General features: G+C 45.5%; 18 protein-coding genes and 1 tRNA gene. 8 read left to right on the top strand and 11 right to left on the bottom strand.

Translation table 11 applies throughout. The annotated features are described in order from the left end of the window. Position 1: 1 nt before the first annotated feature. The 5 genes from ACYP03_RS22765 to ACYP03_RS22745 all read right to left on the bottom strand — a co-directional run bounded on the left by ACYP03_RS22765 (position 2) and on the right by ACYP03_RS22745 (position 6,147). A complete protein-coding gene (locus ACYP03_RS22765) occupies positions 2 to 955 on the bottom strand; it encodes a nitroreductase family protein (RefSeq protein WP_330961891.1) in 954 nt (317 codons plus the stop codon). Next, entirely contained in the window at positions 948 to 2,243 is a 1,296-nt protein-coding gene (locus tag ACYP03_RS22760) for an oligosaccharide flippase family protein (RefSeq protein WP_330961890.1), read from the bottom strand. The genes ACYP03_RS22765 and ACYP03_RS22760 overlap by 8 nt, the downstream gene beginning before the upstream one ends. Beyond that, positions 2,243 to 4,411 (bottom strand): polysaccharide biosynthesis tyrosine autokinase, encoded by a 2,169-nt coding sequence (locus ACYP03_RS22755; RefSeq protein WP_330961889.1) that lies wholly within the window; start codon positions 4,409 to 4,411, stop codon positions 2,243 to 2,245. Before ACYP03_RS22755 ends, ACYP03_RS22760 begins: the two co-directional genes overlap by 1 nt. A 110-nt stretch (positions 4,412 to 4,521) precedes the next feature. After that, positions 4,522 to 4,962: an arsenate reductase/protein-tyrosine-phosphatase family protein gene (locus ACYP03_RS22750; RefSeq protein WP_330961888.1), complete on the bottom strand. Its 441-nt coding sequence runs from the start codon at positions 4,960 to 4,962 to the stop codon at positions 4,522 to 4,524. A 3-nt stretch (positions 4,963 to 4,965) separates the two neighbouring features. Further along, complete coding sequence (locus ACYP03_RS22745; RefSeq protein WP_459782229.1) at positions 4,966 to 6,147, bottom strand: polysaccharide export protein; 1,182 nt, start codon at positions 6,145 to 6,147, stop codon at positions 4,966 to 4,968. An 808-nt stretch (positions 6,148 to 6,955) separates the two neighbouring features. Here ACYP03_RS22745 and ACYP03_RS22740 point away from each other — a divergent pair. From ACYP03_RS22740 to ACYP03_RS22720, 5 genes are all read left to right on the top strand, one after another. Further along, the gene (locus tag ACYP03_RS22740; RefSeq protein ID WP_330961886.1) at positions 6,956 to 7,243 is read left to right on the top strand and encodes a hypothetical protein; all 288 of its coding nucleotides are present in this window, start codon (positions 6,956 to 6,958) and stop codon (positions 7,241 to 7,243) included. A gap of 95 nt (positions 7,244 to 7,338) precedes the next feature. Continuing rightward, positions 7,339 to 8,055, top strand: coding sequence for a YjbF family lipoprotein (locus ACYP03_RS22735; protein ID WP_330961885.1), 717 nt, complete (start codon positions 7,339 to 7,341; stop codon positions 8,053 to 8,055). Positions 8,056 to 8,073: 18 nt separating this feature from the next. Beyond that, positions 8,074 to 8,931, top strand: a complete 858-nt coding sequence (locus ACYP03_RS22730) for a capsule biosynthesis GfcC family protein (RefSeq protein WP_459782228.1) — start codon at positions 8,074 to 8,076, stop codon at positions 8,929 to 8,931. Further along, complete coding sequence (locus tag ACYP03_RS22725; RefSeq protein ID WP_459782227.1) at positions 8,931 to 11,150, top strand: YjbH domain-containing protein; 2,220 nt, start codon at positions 8,931 to 8,933, stop codon at positions 11,148 to 11,150. The genes ACYP03_RS22730 and ACYP03_RS22725 overlap by 1 nt, the downstream gene beginning before the upstream one ends. A gap of 750 nt (positions 11,151 to 11,900) precedes the next feature. Then, positions 11,901 to 13,043, top strand: coding sequence for an LPS O-antigen chain length determinant protein WzzB (locus ACYP03_RS22720; protein WP_330961882.1), 1,143 nt, complete (start codon positions 11,901 to 11,903; stop codon positions 13,041 to 13,043). An 81-nt stretch (positions 13,044 to 13,124) separates the two neighbouring features. On the opposite strand, the gene ACYP03_RS22715 is transcribed toward ACYP03_RS22720, so the two are convergent. The 4 genes from ACYP03_RS22715 to rluF form a co-directional block, all read right to left on the bottom strand. Beyond that, positions 13,125 to 13,391, bottom strand: a complete 267-nt coding sequence (locus tag ACYP03_RS22715; protein WP_330961881.1) for a YfcL family protein — start codon at positions 13,389 to 13,391, stop codon at positions 13,125 to 13,127. A 56-nt stretch (positions 13,392 to 13,447) separates the two neighbouring features. Further along, entirely contained in the window at positions 13,448 to 13,990 is a 543-nt protein-coding gene (locus tag ACYP03_RS22710; RefSeq protein WP_459782226.1) for an elongation factor P hydroxylase, read from the bottom strand. 187 nt (positions 13,991 to 14,177) lie between these two features. After that, the gene (gene aroC / locus ACYP03_RS22705) at positions 14,178 to 15,275 is read right to left on the bottom strand and encodes a chorismate synthase (RefSeq protein ID WP_330961879.1); all 1,098 of its coding nucleotides are present in this window, start codon (positions 15,273 to 15,275) and stop codon (positions 14,178 to 14,180) included. 138 nt (positions 15,276 to 15,413) lie between these two features. Beyond that, positions 15,414 to 16,499 carry a 23S rRNA pseudouridine(2604) synthase RluF gene (gene rluF / locus ACYP03_RS22700; RefSeq protein WP_459782225.1) on the bottom strand — a complete coding sequence of 362 codons (1,086 nt, stop codon included), beginning with the start codon at positions 16,497 to 16,499 and terminating at the stop codon, positions 15,414 to 15,416. Between the two features lie 327 nt (positions 16,500 to 16,826). On the opposite strand from rluF, the gene ACYP03_RS22695 reads away from it, so the two are divergent. Further along, the gene (locus ACYP03_RS22695; protein WP_459782224.1) at positions 16,827 to 17,411 is read left to right on the top strand and encodes a porin family protein; all 585 of its coding nucleotides are present in this window, start codon (positions 16,827 to 16,829) and stop codon (positions 17,409 to 17,411) included. A gap of 294 nt (positions 17,412 to 17,705) precedes the next feature. Further along, the gene (locus tag ACYP03_RS22690; protein ID WP_459782223.1) at positions 17,706 to 18,293 is read left to right on the top strand and encodes an outer membrane beta-barrel protein; all 588 of its coding nucleotides are present in this window, start codon (positions 17,706 to 17,708) and stop codon (positions 18,291 to 18,293) included. 46 nt (positions 18,294 to 18,339) lie between these two features. Here ACYP03_RS22690 and ACYP03_RS22685 read toward each other — a convergent pair whose 3' ends face one another. Both ACYP03_RS22685 and ACYP03_RS22680 read right to left on the bottom strand, forming a co-directional pair. Beyond that, positions 18,340 to 21,480, bottom strand: coding sequence for a multidrug efflux RND transporter permease subunit (locus ACYP03_RS22685; RefSeq protein ID WP_459782222.1), 3,141 nt, complete (start codon positions 21,478 to 21,480; stop codon positions 18,340 to 18,342). After that, positions 21,480 to 22,586, bottom strand: a complete 1,107-nt coding sequence (locus tag ACYP03_RS22680) for an efflux RND transporter periplasmic adaptor subunit (protein ID WP_459782221.1) — start codon at positions 22,584 to 22,586, stop codon at positions 21,480 to 21,482. Before ACYP03_RS22680 ends, ACYP03_RS22685 begins: the two co-directional genes overlap by 1 nt. Positions 22,587 to 22,801: 215 nt before the next feature. Here ACYP03_RS22680 and ACYP03_RS22675 point away from each other — a divergent pair. Then, positions 22,802 to 22,886 (top strand) — tRNA-Tyr (locus ACYP03_RS22675). Positions 22,887 to 23,023 lie beyond the last annotated feature (137 nt).

Below are 23,023 nucleotides of genomic sequence, written 5' to 3'. Positions count from 1 at the left end.
ATTATAATACCGTAACATTCTCATTTAATGGACGTCTTGGAGAAACACAAACTTTATTATTTTTGCTAGGATATCCATATGAAATCATCATAATAACAGATTGCTCATCACTAATACCAATTTCTTTTCTTAACAGTAAATCTCTTTTTGGATCTTCACTCCAATTCAAACAACAACTCGCAACGCCAAGTGAGTGTAATGCATAGACCACTGACATCGCGTATAACCCACCGTCGATCCAATGTTGATATCTCTCCGAAGAAGATATAAATGGCGTCTGATCACAAGTGATAATTAATACACCTTTGACTTTATGCCCAAATCCTTTATTTCCAGATTGTATTTCTAAAGCTTTTTTTACTAGTGAATCTTTGGATAATAAATATGTATGCCAACCCTGCATATTACATGATGAGGGTGTTTTCTGGGCTAATTCTAATGCACGAAAAACCACATCTTGAGGCACTGGTAGATCATCATATTCTCTTAAACTAAATCTAGATTTAAAAAAACCTTCTGGATCATTAAGCTTCCCCAGATAAAATTCTTCTAGTGAAACATCTTTTGCACCAGATATTGATTTTGATGCTTTTAATTTTGGAATCTTTTTTTTAATATCAATGAACTTGGGATCATCGATATTCCCATCTAATTCGCAAAAATTTCTTAACACTTCTGCTGCAATTAAATCATGAAAGCCCGGATCTTTTTCATTAACGTAATAAAGCGTATCTAACAAAAGCATAGCGTTGCTATACGCGGCACCTTTTCGCCTCTCCTTGTAACTCATACTTTTCTCAAGCGTATGGTAAACTTTAGATATAAAATAATTTCTAAAATTCTTATCATTAAGATTTTTCTTCCAACCATTATTCTTGATGTATCTGATCCAATCGTAAAAAAAACCATAAAATGCAAGAGCACACCTACCCACCGATTTATACCCATCAAGCATTATTAATTCCTCCTCCAAACCTGAACCAATATTTAAAAGTATCTTTTCCAAAAAGTTTAAAATATATAGTGCTTAAAAATAATGCTGCTAACAAAATCTCTGAAAGTATCGTAGTGATAATTGCAGCATAAACTCCATAGTGGGGGATAAACAATAGATTTAAAAAAGCATTAAACATTGCAACTATTATCATGCAATTTAACTTTCGCTTTATTAAATCTCCTGTTGACAGTACAGCACCAAGCCCAGATATTAAAAACCTTATCGGTATGCAAATAGTAAGTAGTGATATATATTCTATTGATGTGATATATTTATCACCAAATAATATTAATATTAATGTCCCACCAAAAAAATATACCATTAATGCAGCAAGTACACCAAGGATCAGCATGATTCCATTTCCTTGTTGAAAAACAACAAGCATCATAGTTTTATTATGATTTGACCATTCATGTATTCTTGGAAGAAGCACCTTTTGATAAATAACTGCAGGAAATAAGTACACCGCAGTCAATATACTAAATGCTATGCTATAAAATCCTGCTGATTCAGCCGAGTCTAGGTATGAAAGTAAAAATATATCACTTTGAAAGTAAATCGTATGTGCAATAGCTGCGCTACCAAATGGAATTGAAATTTTACATATTTCTTTCAATCCATCTATAGTGATTTTATTAAAACCAACTTCGACCTGAAGAATTCTCCCCTTATAAACTTTTAAGAAGGAAGATATTGAAAAAGCCAATATTACAATTGATGATGATGAATATAAATGGTAGATATATTTAACACCAACGAGATCAAAATATAGTAAAGAAATGAAAAATAACTTACTGAAATTATTAATGATTTGCCATATAGCCAAATCATGATAACGCCCTTCAATTTGTAATACAGCAGAGCGTAAATTAAAAGAGACTAGTGAAATTAAAACCGGGCTCAATATAAGTAAATTACTAAGATTGACATCAGTAAAAATAAATACACTTGTGGTAAGAACGAAAAGAAAGCTTAGTGATGTAGTTAAAAGAGAATAGAGGACTATATTTGCACCAAATTGATTACCAACCCTTTTTCCTCTACCGAATATCTTTAATAAGCCATTATCAACACCAAATCCTGCAATCGAACCAAATATCAATAAATATGTTAATAATGAATTAAACTCACCTAGCCCGGAGGGTGTTAAAACTCTTGCTAATACCGCTTGCAGCAGAAATGCTAATACTGATGATAGTAATGAACTCAGCCACAGAGAAGAAAAATACTTAATATATTTTTTCATTAGACTCTATTATCATCAGAGTAATTATAATTGTAATAACCACCACTATAATGTGAACTGGCTGTTCTCAATACTGCATTCAGGATAAAACCTTTTACCTCAATACCATTTTGCTCAAAACGCTGTTTAGTCACTTCAATTTCTTTCACTGCATTCTGACCGAAACGTCCAACCAGTAAAGTTGTCCCAACATGGGCGCCAACGATTGCAGGATCTGTCACAGCTAGAATTGGAGGCGTATCCACGACGACGATATCATACTTTTCAGACGCCCATTCTAATAATTTCTTGAAGCGAGGATGCATCAACAACTCAGACGGGTTAGGTGGCACTTCGCCACGGCCAATGAAAGCTAAATTTTCGACTCCAGGCTGTTTAATTATTTCATCAATGCTTGCAGTATCAACCAAATAATTTGAAAGACCAGGAGTATGGGTTACTGCCATATTTTTTTCCAATCGGCCTTTTCGCATATCAGCATCAATCAACAAAACACGTTGCCCTGCTTTTGCAATAACTGCGGCCATATTTGAGGACACAAAAGATTTACCGATATTCGGACTCGGGCCCGAAATCATTAAAACATTATTTTTTGCTTCCATCATGGCAAAATGCAGACTTGTGCGCAGGCTCCTGAGAGCTTCAATTGATAGATCTGCAGGGTTCGCCACAGCCAGTAAGCTTTCTTCTACAGTCAAATGATGCTTCGTTTTGTGTTTCTTTTCCATATCCATTTGCCAATCTGACATTGGAATACTTGCATAAACTGGTAATCCAATAGCTTCAATCTCATCTGGATTTTCAACACCTCGATGGAAAGCTGCACTGACTAAAACCACAGCTACAGCTAATATACCGCCAAAGAGTATTGTCAGTATTACGATCAAAGTTTTCTTTGGTTTAATCGGTTTTGTGTATGACTGCGCTGCATCTAAAATGCGCACATTACCGACCGTGCTAGCTTTCAGGATATTCAATTCCTGTACTTTATTGAGCAATTGCACGTATATTTGTTGATTTACTTCAACATCTCGTGTAAGCCGTAGCACTTCGCGTTGTGTTTTTGGCAACTTTTGAACTTGCTGATTGAATCGTTCACGCTCTTTGAGCAATGTTTTGCGCTTATCCAGCAGGGCAATATAAGCTGGATGCTCTTTGGTAAATCGTTGTGAAATTTCGCTTTCTTTGAAGGTCAATTCATTCAATTGTGATTCCAGTTTCACCATCACATCCAAAGTGGATTTAGCCTCTAACCCTAAGTCGATGGATTCATTGGCCTGACGGAACTGATTTAGTTCGTCTTCTGCTTGATTTAACTGTAATTTTACGTCGGGCAAGTGGCCGCGAAGAAACTCCAAACTCTTTTCGGCTTCAGCAGAGTTACGAGCAACATTTTGGAGGAAATAATTTTGACTAATATCATTCAGGATCGCTGTATTTTGTGCTCTATTCGGCCCAGTAAATGACAACTGAAGAATCCCTGTTTGCTTTCCGCGCTCTGCAACACTGAGATTATGTTGAAGCCATTGGATGCTGTCGAGACGAGAACGTTTCTGTACCAAAAATTTAGTTCCTGATGCATTCGCGTACATTTCAGAAACGAAAACTTTGTAGTCACCCGCAATGGCCAACTCACCCACTTTGCCCGAAAGCACCTTTTCTCCATCCTGATCAAACAGGATATAAGTATTATTTTTAAGATCATCAACAACTAAAGAGAAATTTAATTTTTCTGCATCCTGCGAAATCTCAAAGCGGCTAATTTCGATGCTATCTTGATTATTGCTGATTCGATTAAGGCCGTTGCCAATGATTGGTAAAACTGCGGGCCCCGCCAAAGTAGTCAAGTTTAACTTATCAACAGTTTTGCCTAGAATCATTCTCGAACGTAGAATTTCAATTTCTGTATTAGACGAAGACTCACTGGAGAAAATTTCTCCCATATCACCTAACGCAGATAAACCATTATTCCTTTCTTCTACCTGCAACAGTGCATCTGCTTTATAAATGGGTGTCGCCAGCATCGCATAGGCCACGCCTACAACAGCAAAGGCAAATGTGATGGCAATAATGGTCCAGCGGCTGTCCAGTAAAATACCAAACAACTTCCCCATATCAATCTCGTCGGAGTCGGATTGTTTTACCGACACTTGTTGCGAAACAGTCATCGTATATTTCTACTCTGGCTACTTTTCTTAGCAATTATTCGTATCTGAGTCTGTCACTCGCATCTTCCTTCTTAGTGACAGGCTGCAGGTCGAGTACTCAACTTTTGTGATTACAACTTTTCCACCCAAGCAAGGGCAGCTTTGTCAATCAAATGATATGCATATTCATAAGCTTCCCTGCTCATTCGGAAAGGGTCCGGAATATCATGTTGTCCAATCCATTGTCCAAACAACATAGTTTTGCCTCGGGCTTCAGGGGCAACGGATACCACAGCATCTATATGTACTTTTTCCATCACCAGTATAAGATCAAACTCCCGGCATAACTCTGCGGTCAATTGTTGAGCTTGATGCCCTTCGAGAGACACACCATTTTCAGCCGCAATTTCAGTCGCCATGCGATCAGCAGGTTTTCCTTTCAATCCACTTTTATCAGTATTGAGTCCCGCTGAGCGGATTTTTTTTCCTGGAAGCAATCGCTTCAGAAGCGCCTCACCGGATGGTGAGCGGCAAATGTTACCCACACAGACAACAAGAATTTTATTAAACATGCTTTACCAATCCCTTACCCGTACAGCACCTTCTGTCAACTGGTTAAAACCAGTGATGGTCGGCAGTAACTGACGAATGACACGGTTCCATCGTGAAATCGGTGCGGCGGTGACATACACAACATCATAGGGTTCCAGTTCAAATTCTGTGCCCAGCACCAGTGCAGCAGCATCCTGAATATTCAACTGATAAATATCTGCCGTGACCAAGTTTGATTGATCTGAACTTTCCCCTGAGTTTGAAGCCAAAACACTATGCTTCACCGTATAAGTCGGAGATCTGTGAACGTTACGGATCACGAATACTCCTGTTGCATCAGCTTCAAGTTCATTAATGCCACCGACACTACTTAAGGCTTCCGTCAGAGTCATCCCTGCACGATCTATCTTTAACAGCTGAGGACTATTGACTTCACCCATCACAAAAACTTTTTGCGCATCGTTTCGGGGCACATGGATAATATCACCAGGACGCAGCAAACGGTTTTGGGTCAGATCGCCGCGTTGCATCAGTGCATACAGTGAAATCGGCTGTTCTCCCCCCTCCCGTGTGAGCGTTACATTGCGCCAATCAGCATCTTTTGCCAGGCCACCTGCTCTATTGATAGCATCCAGCAAGGTTAATGGGACATTTGTGATAGGCTGTTGCCCCGGTGTATTCACTTCACCAGTGATATAGGCTTTCTGAGAACGGAAAGCAGCTACATTGACATCTACCTGCGGACTTTCAATGAAAGCCGCCAGACGGCGGGAAATTTCGTCACGTACCTGAGTCACGGTTTTGCCGCCAACCTGAACTGTACCGATATAAGGGTAAAAAATAGTGCCATCAGCATGAACCCAATTCCCTGATTCACTAGAGCTGCGGTAAGAACCAGCGGGAATGGTTAGCTCGGGATGATCCCATATCGTTATATTCAGGATATCCCCAGGACCAATATAATATTCATAACCATTAAGCTCCGCATCAAGCACAGGATTTGTTCTAGCAGAAATTTCGGGCCTTTTCGACTGGCGGATAACTGAAGGCGTCAATGGGTATACTTGAACCTGTTCAGCCATTCGAAATGCTTCATTGTCTTGTTTATTGTCAGGCACTGACAGATGAGAACCGGGTACCACTGTACAGCCTGCCAGTAACAGTGGCAACACAGCAGATAAAATGAGCTTCTTTGAGAAATCCATATCCAATCAACATTGATAAGTAAAAAATTGAATTTTGATCTAAAAACAAAGACTTAATTGTGAATTTAGATTGCCAAAAATGCAGAGAGTTGCGCACTATGATTATTGTTGTATCAGCAATGTATTGAATTGCTCTTCAATTTAGCTTACCAATTTCAAAACAATGCGCTAGAGCGAGTGATAGGATTATCTGATATCAAGAACAGCAAATGTGTCTTTGAACTTAGGCATTAGAGCTGAAAATTCGCATTTCAGGCACGCTACCGCCCTTAGGTTACAGCTCCTAAATGCCTTCATCACATCCATGATTTATGCGCAGGTTACAGTTTCAAAGTGACAACCGACTACAACCTATCATATTTTTTGAAAAATTGTGATAAGAGCAGCGCTTGACGAAAATTTAACAAAATCCTTCAAAACAAATAACCACAACAACAGCCTATGCAGCTGACTGTCACTTTGGCTGCCGCATTCTACACAATCAAACCTCACTGAGAAACCATTAAATGCAACTAGTATCTATTTAGAGCAATTGTTCTTTGTTAGCTCTTTGTAAAAATACATATTGATAGCTATCAATAAGTTAGCATAAACTAATACTACTCACTCAATATGGCTAATCAAGACAATTCTATTAATAGTCTTTTTAGGCAACCTCAGCGATTGCCCTATTGAAAAAACATAAATCTTCACATTCAACACATTGCCATCCGTGATATATCCCAATATCATTGAAGAGCGCTTTGCCTTAACAATGAGCCGCATTAATACAATTCAATCACTCAACACAATAAGATAAGGGAATAGGATGAAAAAGGTATTCGTTTCTCTGGCTGCCCTCTTGATGGCTAGTTCAGCATTGGCAGCAACCGGAACTGGCAGTGTTGCTGCATCAACCTCAACAACATCTGCGACGACAGCTTCAACAGCAGCAGCAGGCACTGCTGCAGGCACTGCTGGTGCTTCAGCGGCCGCTGTTGGTGGTATTACAGCCACAACCGTAGCTGTGGGTGCTGCAGTTGCAGTTACAGCTGTTGCAATAGTTGATGCAAATGGCAACGACACAGCAACTACAACTTCGGTCAATCAGGGCTAATCACGAAAGTATGATTGCTTTCTTAGCGTTTGAATAACCGCACTGAGTGCGGTTATTTTTATGTTTTCAGATTACTTTTTAAAGATGGACATAGGATGTTGCCCTTTCGCCCATTTGTTCCGAATCGATTTATTCTCACAATCCTCCTATCCTCCCTCGTCATCTCTGGCTGCAGCCAGAAATTTCAGAGCGTATCAGATACCTTCAGATTGGCTGTCAGAGGGGAAACAGACACACATAAACCTCAATCATGGATTGAGCAGTTACCCTATGCAACTATATACGCCCGCATTGGCAACGGCCCTCAGGCCTTCATGGTTCTTGCATTGGCGGAAAGCTCCCCTAGTTTCCAAACAACTCCATCAGCTTCAGCGCTACAGTTAAAATGGCTGGCCGCAGACAAAGGCATGTTAGTCACCGAACAAGGTCGCCTGGTCAAAACATTGAACTTACCTCAGGGCAATTTACTTCATATCGAAGCAGACAAACCGGACCCGGTTGCTCTGGGTTTACAAAAACCTTCCACACCAAAATACTGGCAACGCCGAATCGATTGGCAACCTGGGTATCATTTTGGTTATCAACTCATTTCAACTTTCAAAGATCAGGGCCCAAAGACAATTTCCATCAATGGAATAATCCATTCCACCCGCTTTTTTGTGGAAATGGTTGAAGCACCAAGCCTGAAACTCTCTTTTGAAAATGAGTTTTGGATTCATCCGGATAATGGCCAAGTTTTAATGAGCCGCCAGCTCATTGCGCCGGGGTTACCCGTTCTGGAAACACAAATCCTGAAACCCTTTGGAAACTGACGGGTGATAAGAATGCACATGCTTCAAACTTACCGACACAAACGCCATAAAATCATTGTATTACTCATAAGTATTCTTGCTTGGTGCATGCTGACAACACCTGCTTTTTCCCAACCGGATACAAGAGTCATAGCATCGACTGTAGTCGAGGTCAGAATCAACCAATCGAACCAAGCCCTGCAATTACGTTACCCAACAACAGTTCGATTAGACCAAGTTCTTCAAGATACTTTGGCAAATTTAAATCAATTACCAGCTAAAGTTTCTGGACAGTCTCTTTACTGGTTTGGCTCGATGCTCTGGCGGTCAGATAGCATCACAAGGCAGGTGATGAAAGAACAGCAATCAGCTGTCATTCTGCAACTTCAGCAACTGGCACAACAGGTGCGTAACAAGAAACCTGAAACTAGCCATTCATTGCAAATACTGGCCAATGCTTTGTCTGCGCCTTTACCCGGACAACGAATCATTCAGTCATTAGACCGAGATTCGGTCAGAATTTCTCCTGACAAGAACCCTGGATTGAATGGTCAATTCAGACTGCAAGTTATCACCCGGCCAGAAACGGTCAAAGTCTTTGGTGCGTTTTTACAGCCCAACGTAGAAGATAGTAAAATTAAACTCTCCTGGCAGGAACGAAAAAACGCAACTGACTATTTACAGCAAGTCACGTCACTCACCATCAGCAACCCTGACTATCTCTGGGTCATTCAGCCTGATGGCAAAGCCGAGCAACATAATATTGCTTACTGGAATCGTAACCACAAAGATATTGCTCCCGGTGCAACCATCTACCTGCCATTCACCTCACTGCCTGATGGCTACGAATCACTCAATGACGACATCGTCGACTTGCTCAAACAAAGGCCTTATTGATGGTTACCTCTGCTTTTTCTCCTTACGCTCTGCGCCTCAGCCTGCTATTCGGGTTATCACTGAGTTGTGCCATCCCGTCAGCCATTGCAGATGAGTTTAGTTATCCAGCGTTTCAAACCTCTCAAAATGATTTCGGTGGGGTTGGGTTGATACAAATGCCTTCTGGACGTGTCGCCCCCGAAGGGGAGTTTACATTTGGTGCAACCTACAATAACGATTACTTGCATTACAATGTGTCGCTCCAGCTCTTCCCGTGGTTGGAAACAACCATTCGCTACACCTTGGTGCAGGATGTACTTTATAGTGAAGACCCAAGTTTCAGCGGCGATACGAAATACACAGATAAGGGGATCGATTTTAAACTTCGCTTGTTGGAAGAGAGCTACTGGCTGCCGGAAACTGCTATTGGCATTCGGGATTTTGGTGGCACAGGCTTATTCGATGGCGAATACCTAGCTGCCAGTAAGCACTGGGGACCATTTGATTTTACACTGGGACTAGGCTGGGGCTACCTTGGCAACAGTGCGAATATATCTGGTGATAAAAACCTGGGCAATGACTGTGACCGAAATACTGAATTTAAAGGCAAAGGCGGCACTGTGGATTTCGAACGGTGGTTTTCTGGTTGCACTGCCGTCTTCGGCGGTATCGAGTACCAGTCTCCCTGGCGGCCGATTCGCCTGAAACTAGAATATGACGGGAACGACTATTCCAGTGATTTTCCCGTCACTTTTGCCGGTATAAATTTAATTCAGGACAGCCCTTGGAATTTGGGCATTCTTTATCGTTTAGATAACTGGGGAGATGTCCGCCTGAGTTATGAACGAGGCAACACCTGGACGTTTGGTTTTAACTTAAACACTAATTTTAATACCCTGGCAACGTCCTGGCGAGATACGCCCAAGCCGACCTATGCGCCAGACCTTAAGAAACACGATTTAAACCTTGAGGATTGGCAAAACATCGCTGAGGCTTTACACGCTAATGCTGGATTCAAAAATCCGACAATCTACGCCGATGAAAAGACGGTGACTGTCCTGGCATCACAAGAAAAATACCGCAACCGGAAAGAAGGCTATGAACGTGCGGCCATCATTCTAAGTAATCATTTGCCGACATCTCCAACAACTGGCGCTCCGGCTTTTGATGAATATCGGCTCATCGAAACAGGCCATGATCTACCAGTCACTGAAACCATCGTTCGTACGAAAGCATTTGATGATGTTGCGCGCTACAACTATGTCGACGCAGCCATTGATGATGCGATCACGACTCAGGCACCAGATGCACCTCAAGGGCAACTCATCGCTCAAAACCAAAATCCATGGGATATCAGTATCTCACCGAATCTGCAACAATCTTTTGGCGGCTCTGAAGGCTTTTACCTGTATAACATTGGGCTCAATACCGGCGCGAGTTATCAGATGAATGATCAGTGGGAGCTGGGAGGCAGTCTATATCTGAACCTGCTGGATAACTACGATAAATTTAAGTATGACGTTCCGCCTGATGGCACCGACCTAAAACGTGTACGTACCTTGGTTCGCCAGTACATTGATGGTAATGCGATACGAGTCAATAACTTGCAGCTCACATGGATGGATCAGCTGGCGGAAAATTGGTATGCCCAGGCCTATGGCGGCTATTTGGAAATGATGTTTGCCGGCGCAGGCAGCGAAATTTTATATCGACCGATGCAAACTGACTGGGCTATTGGTTTGGATTTGAACTATGTGATCCAGCGTGATCCGGATACCCAGCTCGGATTGTTTCGCGATGAGGTCCATACTGACCCTATCACAGGCCGAGATTACAGAGTCCAAACAGGCGCTTTGACTGGTCACGCAACGTTCTACTATCAACCACGATGGTCTTTCCTGCCAAACACACTAATGAAAATCAGTGCAGGCCGCTACCTGACCGAAGATATTGGGATGACTTTTGATTTATCCAAGCAGTTTGACAGCGGTGTGATTGCCGGCGCCTTTGTTACCTTAACCAACTTGTCAGCGGATGAATACGGTGAAGGCAGCTACAATAAAGGTTTTTATATTTCAATCCCTTACGATTTGATGACAGTCAAACCTAGCCGCAGCCGTGCCACGATTTCTTGGTTACCACTGACACGGGATGGCGGCCAAATGCTGAACCGGAAATATCAGCTTTTTACCATTACAGATGCCAGAGAGCCTTGGTACAGCCGCAAGATAGCTCAGTAGCAATAATGCTATTTACCTATCAAAATCCACCGCTGATGCGGTGGATTCGCTTTGTGAGAGCGAAAAATGAACGTTTTCTTACAAATCAATCAGCCCTACAAACAGCCCAAGTGACTTATCGATTGATCTGCTCCTCAAAAAAACAGATAACCTTCAACTGCAATGGTGGAAAATTAATCTTCTCATCTCTTTGTCGCCTTCACTGTTTAGATGAATGAATCACTTGGCTTTCGTGAGGTCGTAAGATGTTCAAAAAGTATGCTGTTTTTTCTGTTAAGCATCCATTGCTACATAAAATGAACCTGTTATTTGCAATCACTTTTTTTGCCACTTGCTGCTATCAACTGGTCGTTCAGGAAAACCTGGTGTTTAGCTTGGGATTACTGGCCGTTTCAATCCTGCTGACACTCTTTGCAGGATCTTCAAATTACCGACGTAAGTACATCAGTTTTCCTTATACTCTGGATTAACGTGCTTTTCTGAGCATGCTATGGTGCGTATCAATGACCTTCTTGTTGCCCAACTTCCGATACAAAATGGCAGCTAAATCAAACTTGCGCCACAAATTTAGGACACAGGCGCTTGTCTGCTTGCCTCCACTTCGATGCCCCCCCTATAATTCCGATGTGAGTAAACATTTACCTGAGAATTATACCCAGTGCGACACTTTTTGATAAAATCACAAAGAAAGTACCGGTCCTTTTTTACTTTATCGCATCACAAATTGTAGTTATCAATGGAAGTATCATAGTGACAGATACACAGACCACAGCCGCACCTTCAGGCCCTAAACTTGTTCATTCTTCAAAAATATCTATGCAAAATCATGACAATACCGATGAAATCGATCTCATCCTATTGGTCAGAACACTCTGGCAAGAAAAACTGTTGATTATCCTGTTTACGATACTGTTTTCTATCGCAGGGATTGCCTACGCACTCTCGGCACAAGAGTGGTGGACAGCAAAAGCGAAAGTCATTCAACCACAGATCACAGATTTCGCACAACTTCAGAGGGAAATCAGTGCATTCCAGCCAACCTTTGAATCAGGTCTCCAACAGACTGAAGATGGCACTCTTCAGGTTAAAAACCAACTCAGCGATGTCATTGATGCTGAAGTTCTGTTTAAAAACTTTATCAACAGCTTTAACTCTCTTGCGAATAAAAAAGCCTACCTGCTGGGGAATTCAGATTTTAAACAATACCTGATTGACAATAAAATCACAGGTGATAAGGATACCGATCGTGCACTCGAGAGCTGGTTCGAAAAAATCAGTGCCAAGCAAGCGAGTAAACAGGAAGAAGATATTTTCCTGATCAGTCTTCAAGCGACTGCCAGCAACAATAGCTTTGAGATGCTGAATCAATATATCAATTTTGTGTCGGCGAAAGTTTATAAAGACACTATGAATAATATTCAGGCACTGATCTCGGCAAAGGAAAGTGAACTAAGCCAACAGCTTAAATTACTAGAAAGCCAAGCTACCAGCCTCCTGAAAGTCGAAAAAGAACGGACAGAATATGCACTCAAAATTGCCCGTGCGGCTGATGTTGAGCACCCTGTGCAAAATCTTGGTAATAACGAAATCTTTGCCATCAACTTGGGCGCCAAAGCACTGGCTGCAAAAATCAATGCACTGGATTCTGTGAAGAATCTCAGTGTTGTCGAACCTCGTATTCAGGAAGTTGAAGCCCGTTTGGCGTTAATACAGGGAACGGAATTAAATAAAAATATTCACTTTAAAACCTATCGTTTCCTAGAAAACGTTGAAAAGCCAGTGACAAAAGATAAGCCCAAACGCGCTTTAATTGTCATCATTGCAGCACTGCTGGGTGGCATGTTAGGCATTGCAATTGTCTTGATTCGTACTGCTTTCAGAAACCATGACTGACGCTTGAAAACGACATGAAACAAAAAGGCCAGTACATTGTACTGGCCTTTTTGGCTCTGGTTTGAGCAAAAAAACTAACTACTAAGCTGCACTTTCCTGAAGCTGTTGCCACAATGATTTCACAAGCTGTTGGTCTGCTGGATTCAGTTCAGATTGTGCCTCTTTCAGGCTCTCACCGACAGCCTGATTCATCGCTTCTGTGGTCGCCATACCATCTCGTTCACAAACCGCAGCAGATAACGAGATATGGCCACGCAGGTATCCTCCGGCGAATAATTCGTCATCAGATGCTGTTTCTACCATCTGATCAATCAGGGTAAGCAACTTTTCTTCGTATTGCTGGATCATCTCGTCACTCTTATTTGTCTATCAAATTCTGACCAATTTTCTGGCCACCACGTTTTTCAGACAGCCACTTCCGGTTCAGGAAAATCTTCCGCCCGTAATGGTACTACCCCGTAATGCTGGCGCAGCACATCGGAAAGTAGCCCGACCCGCTCAGGCATTCTGTCACTCAGATACCTCAATACCTGCGCACGAACTTTGCGGGTAAATCCTACCCGATCGGGCTCATGATCACCACTCAGGTTGTCACAACTCACCTGAAAACGAAAACCACAACTGGCCGCCAGAATCCATTCAACGGCCTGAGGCTTAATTTCCACCTGTTCAAAAGCCGCTTGCTGGCCCTTATCCCGACCGTCAGGTAAATACCAATAGCCATAGTCTTCTAGTAAACGGCGTTCTTGGCCGGCAATGCACCAATGGGCGATTTCATGAAGTGCCGAGGCAAAATAACCACGCGCAAAGATAATCCGATGATGCGGATGCTGCTCATCTGCCGGTAAATAAACCGGCTCATCACCACCGAGAAGAAGTTCAGTGTTGTAAGGGCGCAAAAAAGTATGATTAAAAAGGTGTATCAGGTCGTGATAATTGTGAGACATGGACAAACGCGTTACTTCAGTTAGCTTATAAAAGGTGATTCTCAGTCAGGTTTTAACACCCTCCCGTAGCAGCAATGCTGGGGATTATAGCTATTTTGCATCAAGTGTGCGACGTTAAAACGAAAGTGCATATCAAAAGAGGGCTCCCCAAAGCCCTCCTTCCATTTCATGTGCTCTGCAGCAAATGCTACCTGATCTCTTTCAGCTGAGGCGTTGTTGTGATGACATCAGCATTTTGCGCCCGGTGACGCATTAAGTGATCCATCAGCACAATAGCAACCATGGCTTCGGCAATTGGTACCGCTCGAATCCCCACGCATGGGTCGTGACGGCCTCGCGTGACAACTTCAGCGCTTTCACCCTGCTTATTGATAGTTTCTCCCGGGACCGTGATACTCGAGGTTGGTTTCAAAGCCAGATGGGCGACGATGTCCTGACCGGAAGAAATGCCCCCCAGGATACCGCCGGCATGATTCGAATGAAAACCTTCTGGCGACATTGCATCACGGTGTTCACTGCCACGTTGCTGAACAACGTCAAAACCATCACCAATTTCAACACCTTTGACAGCATTGATTCCCATCAGCGCATGGGCAATATCAGCATCAAGGCGATCGAAAACCGGCTCGCCCAAGCCAACTGGCACATTCTCTGCGACTACAGTCAGTTTGGCGCCAATCGAATCACCATCTTTCTTCAACTGACGAATCAGTTCATCCAGCGCTTCTACTTTCGAAGCATCCGGGCAGAAGAAAGCATTTTGTTCCACCTGTGTCCAGTCGATGCTCTCAATCTTCACGTCACCCATCTGAGACAAATAAGCACGAACTTCAATGCCATGGACTTGTTTCAGGTACTTTTTGGCAATCGCGCCTGCGGCAACACGCATTGCAGTTTCACGGGCTGAAGAGCGGCCTCCGCCACGGTAATCACGGATCCCGTATTTTTGCTCGTAGGTGTAGTCTGCATGACCAGGACGGAAGAGATCTTTGATATTCGAGTAATCTTTGGAGCGCTGATCAGTATTTTCGATCATCAGACCAATAGAGGTCCCTGTGGTTTTGCCTTCAAATACCCCGGCGAGGATCTTTACTTCATCCGGTTCACGGCGTTGAGTCGTGTACTTAGAGGTGCCGGGACGACGGCGATCGAGATCATGCTGCATGTCGGCTTCGGTCAATGCCAGCCCCGGAGGACATCCGTCAACGATGCAGCCCAACGCCACCCCATGACTTTCACCAAAGGTCGTAACGCGAAAAACTTGTCCTATTGTGTTGCCTGCCATGACTTCCCCTGTATCTTTGCTTTTCCGGCATGAAAGCCGTTTTGAATCATGTAATCACTGAATAGTGCAAAGTTGTACAGGGGAATGCAAGCAGAATCGGATTGAGACCACTACAGACTTCTTCTGACCGAGTCTGACTTAGTCCTGTTCCTTTTTCGACTTCCACTTTTTAATACCGGGAGAGGCAGGTTTTTGGCTGGCATCGTCCTGACGGCTTCTGCGCGGTCCTCTTGCGGACTGACCACCTGGTTTTGCACCATGCGAGCGCTGCTGCGAATCCGAACGAGTCCCATGGCTTTTACCCGGTTGACTGCCGGAACGGCGACGATCGACTTCACCTTTACCGTGATAAGTTTTGTATTTCACAGCCGGTTCGTCTTTTCTCTGCTGACGCGCATCATACAATTTTGCATCGGTTGCTTTCGCAATCGACTCCCCCTGGCCGCTGATCCGGGAAGCTTCTTCTGTCTTGCTCGACTGTGCCAGCAGACGGTAAATTTCAACCATTTCAACATCTGTGAGATAGCGCCACTTCCCATTTGGCAGGCCATCAATGGTGATGTTCATGATCCGCACCCGACGCAGTTTATATACTTCATAGTCAAGCGCTTCACACATCCGTCGAATCTGGCGGTTCAGTCCCTGGGTCAACACAATCCGGAATGAATAAGTGGTTTCTTTGCTGACCTGACAAGGCAAAGTCACCGTATCAAGAATCTCGACACCGGAGGCCATTTTATCCAGAAACGCCTGTGTCACAGGCTTATTCACCCGCACGACATATTCTTTCTCATGCGAGTTACCGGCGCGCAGGATTTTATTCACGATGTCACCATCGTTCGTCATGAAAATCAGTCCATCCGAGGCTTTATCCAGACGTCCGATTGGGAAAATACGTTTACGATGGCCAATAAAATCAACAATATTGCCTTCCACATGGCGCTCTGTCGTACAGGTAATCCCGGCTGGTTTATTCAGCGCGATATAAATCGGCGGCTCTTTGCGGCGCAGCGGCTTATCGTCCACCTGCACCTCATCATCAGGCCCCACTTTCATCCCCATCTCAGGCAGTTGCCCGTTAATCAGTACCCGGCCTTGCTCTATCAGCTTATCGGCTTCTCGGCGTGAACAGTAACCCGTATCACTGATGAACTTATTCAGACGAACCTGACCTGAATCTGAAGATGACGCGCCTGAACGCGACTGTGGTTTATTTTCTGACATGATGCTCTTCTTCACTGTGCGTTTCACAACGCGGATGGGAGCAGGAATTGTACTGGAAAATCGCTCAGAAGCCATGGTTTCAAGAGACTTTATCTTTAGCATCATTCACCCAGACCTGCTTCGTTCTCTATTCAATTGAATCGGAGTGGACATACCTATTGCACTTTCTGAACTCATCAAAATTGCTCAATTAACAGACGAAGTGTCTTCACACACGCCCAAGAATACGAAACAAAACACACAAACCATTGATTTTATATCCAATCATTGTTATTAAATTGTCGTTTTGTACAGTGTTCAATTATTTTCACCTTTGAGGTTCTATCCATGAAATCAATGACAACACTTTCAGCAATCTGCCTGCTGGCCTGTACGCCAGCGCTGGCGGCGCCATCTTATATTTATGGTGGGATCGGCCTCTTAGGTCCGAAACTGAAGGAGAAACCCGAGCATCTCACCGAAAACCTAACGCCCAATCTGACTTTGGGATTCGGTCACGAATTCAACGATTACATTGCCTTAGAAACTTTTATCAATTACAGCGCGACTGATTACACCAATGAGTGGAACCGACTGGATAACACTAAGTATGAAATGTCATTAAGCCAACTGGGTTTCAGCATTGTACCTTCTACCGGCGAAATTGGTCATTCAGGTATCAAGCTGTATACGCGCCTGAATGCTTCCATGGTAATCACCGAGACGAAAATCACTCAGGGCTATACGATAAAAGACAGTGATTCAGGATTCATGTTCGACGCTGGTGTAGGGATTCAGTGGAATATGAACAAACGCTTCATGATTCGCGGTGAATACATCACAAATTTTGCAGACAGTTCTCTGGAAAATTTCGATTTCGACAACAGCATGACTTATGAAGGGATACAGCTGGCGCTGGGTTACCGGTTCTGAGAACCGATGGGTTTGAATCTGAGGGGTAATAATGCCCCTCGGTTTGCCTTTTTCAGAACAGCACACTGACTTGCGTCTGTTCCCCTCAAAATTCCATCAAGAAACAGAAATCTGAGCTCAAAGTGCTTCGCGGACTTCATCATTTGATACAAAAAACCGCCTCCTGATGTCACTTATCAAGCTTTCATTCCATTGTGATGACAGGCTGCTCAATTCATATTGATTCATATCACAGGTTTTTGCTATGAATGTCGGGCACCCATCGATATAAAAATCTTTTCACGAGATACAGAAATGAAAAAAACACTCGTATTTGCTGCTGCCACAGTTATATGCAGCACAAACGCTCAGGCTTCAATACCGACAGACGGGCATAACTATTTCTATGTCGGCGCTGGTGCCGTATCTCTGAAAAAGAAACAACCTCTCACTGGTGCAGTTGAAGAAACAAACCCGAGCTATACGGTTGGCCTGGGGCGGGAAATCCATCCGCATATCGCGGTGGAAGCAGTCTATAGCAGCGGTTCAACCACCTATAATAACCTGTTCACCAGCCAGGAAGCCGATGTGTCTCTGTCCCAGATTGCTGTCAGCCTGGTCCCGGCCACGGATTATTTGGGAGATACCAGTTTGAAGCTGGTCGGTCGCATGAGTGTCTCTTTTGTGAAAAGAACAACGGATTATCAGAACATTCCGGACATGACCTATGAAAGCAGCACGGGTGTGATGGTTGATGCTGGTATCGGCCTTCACTGGGATATCAATCGCCGCCTGATTATGAGAGCCGAATACATCACAAACGTCACCGATCACTCACTGGGCGATCTGAGCAAAAACTACGATTACAATGGCGCGCAGTTCACCTTAGGTTACCGCTTTTAATTGCATCTGACAGTGATGAAAAAGGGGCCTGAAGCCCCTTTCCTATTCATGATTTCGTCTGATCCAGCGGCAGTTCGCCATGAGAGCGACGTCCGACATAATCTCGTTCCAGCGCCTTTTGTAACTGTGCCGCCACATGCCCCGGAGACTGGGTTCGGGCACACACCAATCGGTACATGGCCGGGATCACAAACAGGGTCACCAGCGTCGCAAACGCCATGCCGAAGAACACGACTGTACCGACGGAAATCCGGCTTTCATAGCCTGCGCCGGTCGAAAGCAGCAGCGGCAGTGCTCCGAAAAGAGTGGTAAACGCTGTCATCAGAATCGGGCGCAATCGACGTGCCGATGCATCCACAATTGCCTGCTCAAAGGCGATCCCTTTATCCCGCAACTGATTCGCGAACTCAACAATCAGAATACCGTTCTTGGTCACCATGCCGATGAGCATGATCATTCCAATCTGACTGTAGATATTCAGGCTCTGCTCCATCAGCAACAACCCTATCAGGCCACCGAAAATCCCCATCGGTACAGTCAGCATGACCACCATCGGGTTGATGAAACTTTCAAACTGCGCTGCCAGCACCAGATAAGCAACCAGCAAAGCCAGGCCGAAAATCATCGCCATACTGCTCTGGTTTTCCCGGAAGTCTTTTGACTCGCCGCCATAATCGATCACGATGTCACTGGGCAGCATCTCCAGCGCCTGTGCATCCAGATAGTCCAGTGCTTCGCCGAGCGTATGTCCCGGCAACAGGTTCGCAGTGATGCTGATCGATTTTTGCTTCTGGTTATGGCTCAGTTTTCGGGCCGCAGCGACCTCTTCCACTTTTGCCACACTGTTGAGCGATATCAGTTCCCCGTTCTTCGCCCGGACATAAATCCGGCTCAGATCCATGGCGTTATTGAAGCTGTTTTCGTCCCCACGCAGATAAACATCATATTCTTCACCGCGCTCGACAAAAGTCGTCTCACTGCGGCCACCCAGCATGACTTCCAGCGTTTCCGCAATATCCGATTGTGGAATTCCCAGCTCAGCCGCGCGTGGCCGATCGACTGTCACTACCAGTTCCGGAGTGGTTTCTGCATAGTCGATATCGACGCCGTCCATCATCCCGCTGCCCTGTGCGACATCTTTCAGTTTGTTTGCCCAGGCAAACAATTCATTGTAGTCGGCACCATTCAGAATGAACTGCACGGGTTCAGATGATCCCCCCCGAAAACCCGGCATAAACGGCCAGACCCGGATATCAGGGATTCCGTGCAGCGCCTTGCGCACCACACCCAGCGCCTGCGTTGCACTGACATCCCGGCTTTCCCAGTCTTCCAGCTGCATGATGACAAAACCGGTCTGCTCCCCCGCACGACCACCGAATGCCGGGGTCTGGATACTGACCGAGCGGATCAACCCCTGCCCGACCAAAGGCAGCAACCGCTGCTCCACCTGCTCAATATTCCCCACCATCCGGTTGTAGCTGGTTGCTTCAGCCCCCCGGACAAAAGCAAAGATCACACCTCGGTCTTCCGAGGGAGCCAGCTGGTTCGGGATCAGCTGAAACAACCAGACACTGGCTCCCATCAGCGCCACGATGAACAATGGTGCTCCCCAGCGCCAACGAACTGCAAAAGTCACGGCTTTGCGGTAAACCGCTTCCAGTGACGCAAACTGACGGTCCACAAAACGATTGAACGGCCCCGGCTTCACATTGGCCTTAAGTAATTTACTCCCGAGCACCGGACTCAAGGTCAGTGCAATCAGCGAAGAGAAAATTACCGACATCGCCAGCAAGACTGAAAATTCAGTAAATAACGGCCCGACCATACCGTCCATAAAACCAATGGGCAGGAATACCATCACCAGCACCAGGGTTGTCGCGATCACCGCAAAGCCGACTTCCCGAGTTCCTTTAAAAGCTGCCAGTAAAGGCGGTTCACCCCGTTCAATATGATGGTAAATGTTTTCCACCACGACAATGGCATCATCCACCACTAGCCCGATGGCCAGAATCAGTGCCATCAAAGTCAGTAAGTTGATCGAGAATCCAAGATAATACGCAGCCATGAAAGCCGAGATCAGAGATACCGGGACAGTCACCGCCGGTATCAGCGTCGCCCGAGCCTGACCAATAAAGATATACAGCACCAGAACCACCAGTGCCCCGGTGATCAGTAAAGTGTTGTAAACCTCGTTGATAGAACGTTCGATAAAGACAGTGGAATCGTAATCCACTTCCAGTTGCGTGCCGTCCGGCAGAAAACGCTGCAAACGCTCCACTTCTTTATGAACGGCTTCAGCAACTTGCAGCGGATTGGCATCAGACATCGGGACAATGCCCAGACTCAGGCTGGACACACCATTGTTTTTAAATGTCGCGTCCTCGTTTTGCGCGCCGATCGCCACATCCGCCACATCTTTCAGGTAAATGGGAGAGCCATCAGACGTCTGACGAACGACCAGATACGCAAAGTCTTCCGCCGTTCGGTACAACCGAGCGGTACGGACCGACATCGTCGTTGCATCATTTCGAACCTCACCACCCGGCAGCTCAACGTTTTCATCGTTCAGCGCATCAATGATGTCCTTGGTGGTCACGCCACGTCCGGCCATCTGCTCCGGCAACAAACGCACATACATAACTTTGTAAAGCGCACCGGTCAGTTGCACTGAACTCACCCCGTTAATCAGGCTGAAGCGATCGGTCAGTACCCGATCGGCATAATCAGTCAGCTGAGCGCGATCCATTTCACTGGACGTCAGATTGATGTAAATCGCGGCTTCACCTGAACCATTGTCTTTCGACACAATCGGCTCATCGGCCCCGTTCGGGAGACGACGGCGGGCACGGGAAACGGCATCCCGGACATCACTTACCCCTTCGGTCAGGTTCCAGCCCATTTCAAACTCAACGCTGATCCGTGAACTGCCGTTCCGGGTCGTCGAAGTAATACTTTCAATCCCGCTGATTCCGGAGAGCTCATCTTCGAGCACCGTAGTGACCCGGCTTTCCATGATGGTGGCCGAGGCCCCCTCGTAAGTCGTCCCGATACTGATCACCGGATTTTCAACATCCGGCATTTCACGTACCGGCAGTTTGCTGAAAGACACCAGACCAAACACCACCAGCAGTACGCTGAGTACAATCGCCACAACAGGACGCTTCACCGAAACATCAGATAACCACATCAGGCATTGTCTCCGGTCCGGGTGACACTCACAGCCTGGCTGTCTGCGTTTCTGTCCGGACTGACATCCATCACGGCCAGACCATCCCGCATATTCACCAGTCCCTGCACCACAATACGATCCCCGATCTGAATCCCGGACTCAATGACCACTTCATTCTTCACCCGGGCACCCAGCACCACTTCGGTACGATGGGCAATTCCTTGTGCGTCCACACGGTAAACAAAACGCTTGGTACCTGAATATTCCAGTGCCTGAACCGGAATGATCGCTGCATGTTGTGGCGTGAAATCCAGTGCTGCGGCCATCAGCATACCCGGTTTGAGCTTACCACTGTCATTATCAAACAGTACACGCACCCGGATATTCAGTGATTCGGCCTGAACACGGGAATCAATCGCCTGAATGGTGCCGGTAAAGATATCGCCCGGCCAGGCCTGACTTTTCGCCTGCACAGCCATTCCCGGGGCCAGTTTGGAAAGATATTGTTCCGGCACCTGCACATCGAGCCGCATTTGCGACAGGTCGTCCAGGGTAAAGAGTTCACTGCCGACCGTCACAGTATGACCGGGACTGAAATCAATCAGACCAACTGTCCCCGAAAACGGCGCCCGGATTTGATGATCATCCAGCTCGGCTTTGGCTGCATCCAGACGGGCTTTGGCGATACTGACACTGGCTAGCTGTGCATTTAGCTCGGTTTGCGTCAGCGCCCCGCGCTTCACCAGCCGCTCGTATTCCGTGAATTTACGCTTTTCGTCATCATAGTAGGCTTTGGCTTCATCGTAGACAGCCTGCGGTTTGGCACTGTCCAGCTGAACCAGCAGTTGCCCCTGTTTCACCTTGCGATCAGTATCGACAACGATCCGATCAACTTTGGCTGCCACCTCTGTCGCAATCACGACTGAGCGCTGGGCAGCCAGTTTGCCGACCAGAGAAACAGAACTCACCACTTCATGAGAAGCCACTTCGCCTGTTGCCACAGGCACGGGCCGGCTGGATTTTGGCTGATTCGCCTGCGCTGCATGTGAAGGCTGCTGAAAGTACACATATCCGCCCCCCGCCAGCGATGCCGCAACCAATACGGCCAAAACAACTTTTTTCATGCTTACGCACCCTGTCTTTTGGTATGGGCTAATCATATCTGACGCATATCAGGAACGGGGTAAAGAAATGTAAACTCAGGCAAATTTCCATCACAAAAAAGGCCGATTCCCCAACAAATTGTGGCAAATGACGAAAAATCCAGCAGCCAACTGTGAATATACAGAAAAAGGGTTTACAGTGACCGTTTGTTTGCTATTATCCGCTCCGCACTTGTGGAGGGGTTCCCGAGTGGCCAAAGGGATCAGACTGTAAATCTGACGGCTCCGCCTTCGAAGGTTCGAATCCTTCCCCCTCCACCATCTTTTCCGAAAACTGTACATCGTACGGATTTCGAAGGCTGAAAAGCCTGACAATACGCAAAAATCCCGTGGAGGGATTCCCGAGTGGCCAAAGGGATCAGACTGTAAATCTGACGGCTCCGCCTTCGAAGGTTCGA

Source organism: Photobacterium sp. R1, from assembly GCF_054600795.1.
This window is presented reverse-complemented; position numbering and strand designations above follow the sequence as displayed.